A 4176-nucleotide genomic window follows, 5' to 3' on the forward strand; every position below is an offset into this window, starting at 1 on the left:
TCGGCAATGGCCTTGAGCTCATCATCGCCGAAGCTCTTGTCCACCGGCTGCAGCGTCACCTCGATGGCGAGCGAAAGCTTGCCCTCGGGCACGCCCTGGCCTGCAAAGCTGTCGAACACGCGGGCATCGGTGATGTGCTTCTTGTCCGCGCCCTTCACCGCGCGGACGAGATCGCCGGCGGGCAATTTCGCATCGACCAGGAACGCGAAATCGCGCGTCACCGCCTGCAGCGCGGGCGGCGCATAGGCCTCGCGCATCGCCGAGCCGCGCGCCTTGAGCGGGATCGTGTCGAGGAACAGCTCGGCCACCATTACCGCGCCGTGCACCGGTTTGAAGCCGAAGGCGCGCGCGGTCGAGGGGTGCAGCGTGCCGTACGCGGCGAGCACGTTCTTCGGCCCCAGCCGCAGCGTCGCCGCCTGGCCGGGGTGATAGTGATCGCCTGGACCTGCGGCATCGGGGGCGAAGTCCATCAGCTTGGCGGCCGGGGCTCCTGCGGCATCGAGCAGCGCCAGCACCTCGGCCTTCACGTCATGCGCGGTGAAGCCCTGCGCCTTGCCGCTGCGCCAGTCGCGCGGGGTCTTGTCGCCCGCCAGCACGATGCCGAGCGTGGTGCGTTCGATACTGGTGCCGTCCTCGGCCTTGAAATAGCGACGGCCAAGTTCGAACAGCCGGACCGAGCCCGCGCCGCGATCGAGATTGCGCTTGGCGGCCGAGAGCAGCCCGGGCAGCAGCGAGGGGCGCATGACCTTCAGGTCCTCGCTGATCGGATTGGCGAGCACCCAGTCGCCGCCGCCAAAGGGCGCGGCTTCCTTGTCCGAGATGAACGACCAGTTGACCGCCTCGTTGAGGCCGCGCGCAGCGGCGAGACGGCGCACGCGGCGCTCCTGCAGCTGCGCCGGACTGGCGGTCGGCCTGGCGACGCCGGGCAGGCGCGGCAGCGGGGTCGAGGGGATCGCATCGATGCCGGTGATGCGCACCACTTCCTCGACGATATCCGCCTTGCCCGCGACATCGCGCCGCCAGGTCGGGACGGTGATCGTCCAGGGGGTGGTGCTGCTGTCGACGTCGAAGCCCAGCCGCTCGAGGATCGCCTGCTGCTCGCCTGCCGGCACATCGATGCCGCCCAGAGCCGCGCAATAGGCGGGGTCGTAGGCGACGGTGCGCGGCTCGACCGGAGCTGCGCCCGACCGGGTGACCGGGCTCGCCGTGCCGCCGCAATGCTCGAGCACCAGCCGCGTCGCGATCGCCAGGCCCTGTTCGAGAAACGCCGGATCGACGCCACGTTCGAAGCGCTGGCGCGCATCGCTCGTCAGCATCAGCTTCTGGCCGGTGCGCGCGATATGTTCGGGGTCGAAATAGGCACATTCGATCAGCACGTCGGTAGTGTCGTCGGACACCCCCGAATCCTCGCCGCCCATGATGCCACCGATATCGTGCACCTGGGCACTGTCGGCGATCACAGTCATGCTGGCGTCGAGCGCATAGCTCTTGCCGTTAAGCGCCAGCACCTCCTCGCCGTCCGTCGCCTTGCGCGCGACCAGACCGCCCGTGAGCTTCGCCCGGTCATAGACGTGCAAGGGGCGGCCCAGGTCGATCGAGACGAAATTGGTGATATCGACCAGCACCGAAATCGGCTTCTGCCCGATCGCCTTCAGCCGGTCCGCCATCCATTTGGGCGCGGGACCGTTCTTGAGGCCCGAGACGTTCTGCGCGTAGAAGGCCGGGCAGCCGGCGGCATCGTCGGTGCGGACATCGGGAGCCTCGCCGCTGCCCTCGACCGGATCGACGCCCGAGCGATAGACCTCGGACAGGGGCTTCAGCGTACCGATGCCCGATGCGGCGAGATCGCGCGCGATGCCGCGCACGCCCATGCAATCCTGCTTGTTGGGCGTGACCGACACCTCGATCACCGGATCGTCGAGGCCCGCATAATCGGCAAAGCTGGTGCCCACCGGTGCGTCCTCGGGCAATTCGATGATGCCGTCATGATCCTCGCCGAGCTCGAGCTCGCGGTACGAGCACATCATGCCAAAGCTCTCGACATCGCGGATCTTCGCGGGCTTCAGCGTGAAGGCGGGGCCGGGGACATAGGTTCCCGGCGGGCCGAACACGCCGACCAGCCCTTGCCTTGCATTGGGCGCGCCGCACACGACCTGCCAGGGGGTGCCCGAGCCGTCGTCGACCTTGAGCAGCCGCAGCTTGTCCGCATTGGGATGCGGGCCTGCCTCGAGCACCCTGGCGACGCGGAACGGGCGCAGCGCATCGGCGGGGTTTTCCACCCCTTCGAGCTCCAGCCCGATCGCGGTCAGCCGGTCGGTGATTTCGGTCAGGCTCGCATCGGTATCGAGATGCTCTTTCAGCCAGGAGAGGGTGAACTTCATGCGCCGACTCCTCCGCTCAGCGTGGGAACATCGAGCGACGAGAACCCGTAATGCTTGAGCCACCTGAGATCGCCGTCGAAGAACGCGCGCAGGTCGTCCATGCCGTATTTCAGCATGGCGAGCCGGTCGATGCCGCAGCCAAAGGCAAAGCCCTGCCATTCATCGGGGTCGAGCCCGCAATGCTCGATCACCTTCGGGTTGACCATGCCGCTGCCCAGGATCTCCATCCAGCCGCCATTGGGGCCGGTGGGATCGCCACCGATCACGCGCTTGCCCTTCTCGACCGTGAAGCCGACATCGACCTCGGCCGAGGGTTCGGTGAACGGGAAATAGCTCGGGCGCAGGCGCAGCACGATATCGTCGCGCTCGAAGAACGCGCGGACGAAGGTCTCCAGCGTCCATTTGAGATGCGCCATTGTGATGCCCTTGTCGATCACCAGGCCCTCGACCTGGTGGAACATCGGCGTGTGCGTCGCGTCCGAATCGCTGCGATAGGTGCGGCCGGGCGCGATGATGCGGATCGGCGGCTTCTGCCCCATCATCGTGCGGATTTGCACCGGCGAGGTGTGCGTGCGCAGCAGCATCGGTTCGCCATCGGGACCGGTATCGGGGAAATAGAAGGTGTCGTGCATCGCGCGCGCCGGATGCGTCTCGGGCATGTTCAAGGCGGTGAAATTGTACCAGCCCGATTCGATCTCAGGCCCGGTCGCCACGGCGAAGCCCAGGTCCGCGAAAATCTCGGCCAGCTCGTCCATCACCTGCGCGACCGGATGCACCGAGCCTTGCGGGCTGGGCGCGACCGGCAGCGTCAGGTCGATCGCTTCGGCGGCGAGCGACGCACTATCACGAGCTGACCCGGCTCGCCGGGCGGCTTGACGCGCTGTCGCTGCACCATGTGCGCGCGCGCGAATGGAAGGGCGATCTGGTGCTGCTGCACGAGCTCGCCGATGGTCCGGCGGATCGCAGCTATGGCCTGGCCGTCGCCAAGCTGGCGGGCGTGCCACCAGTCGTGGTCGCGCGGGCGAAATCGGTGCTGGCCAAGCTCGAGGCCGGGCGTCAGGCGACCGGCGGCCTCGCTGCGGGGCTCGACGATCTGCCGCTGTTCGCCGCCGCTGCCGCGAGGGAGCCCGAGGCGAAGGACGAACTGCGCGAGGCGCTCCAGGCGCTCGATGTCGACAATCTCAGCCCGCGCGACGCGCTCGATGCGCTCTACCGGCTCAAGGGGCTGCTCGGCGATTCATCGCATTAGGCGTTCTCTGCTCGCCGAATTCCGGTTATCCTGCAAGCCGTTATCGGGCAGGGGCCGTCATGGCGGGGATCGAAATACTGGCAGTCGCATATGCCCTGGCCGCGCCGGGGGCGGCCGAGGCGCGCCTGCCCGATGCGATCACCTTGTGCGATCGGCCTGCGTCGGACCTTCCTGCCGCCGTGCTACCGCTGGCGAGCGACCGCGCGACCCGGGCGCGCAGCCTGATGCGCGGCGGCGATAACGGCGCGGATGCGGCGCTCGCGTTGCTGCTCTCCCCGGTCAGCGGTACATCGGCCGCCGAGGCCGCGCAGGGCGAGCGTGCCAGCCTCGCGCAGCTGGCCGAATATTGCCTCGTCGCAGGCGAGGCGATGCGGCGCGCGCGATCGGGCAGCCAGGCGCGCGCGCAGGATTTTCTGCGCACCGCCCAGGCGCTCGCCGAGCAGGCGGGCGACAAGGCGCTCGCCGCGCGCGCCGCATGGGAGGCGGCGCTGGCAATGGCGGGCGGGGCTCCTCCGACAGCATCGGGCACGCGCCGACGCTCGGCCG

General features: G+C 68.6%; 2 protein-coding genes and 2 pseudogenes. 2 read left to right on the forward strand and 2 right to left on the reverse strand.

Features of this window, described 5'->3' with window-relative positions; genetic code table 11:
- Positions 1-2381, reverse strand: a 2381-nt coding sequence (gene pheT / locus DM995_RS14600; protein ID WP_116969884.1) for a phenylalanine--tRNA ligase subunit beta, incomplete at its 3' end; no start/stop codon positions are given.
- Positions 2378-3271: pseudogene (gene pheS / locus DM995_RS14605) on the reverse strand (phenylalanine--tRNA ligase subunit alpha); the annotation flags it as partial. The gene pheT and the pseudogene pheS, both read right to left, overlap by 4 nt.
- On the opposite strand from pheS, the pseudogene DM995_RS14610 reads away from it, so the two are divergent.
- Both DM995_RS14610 and DM995_RS21940 read left to right on the forward strand, forming a co-directional pair.
- Positions 3214-3630, forward strand: a pseudogene (locus tag DM995_RS14610) (MutS-related protein); the annotation flags it as partial. The pseudogenes pheS and DM995_RS14610 sit on opposite strands and share 58 nt — an antisense overlap.
- Positions 3631-3689: 59 nt before the next feature.
- A partial coding sequence (locus DM995_RS21940; RefSeq protein WP_198669378.1) for a hypothetical protein occupies positions 3690-4176 on the forward strand: 487 nt, incomplete at its 3' end.

This window comes from Blastomonas sp. UPD001, from assembly GCF_003426715.1.
Classification (GTDB): domain Bacteria; phylum Pseudomonadota; class Alphaproteobacteria; order Sphingomonadales; family Sphingomonadaceae; genus Blastomonas.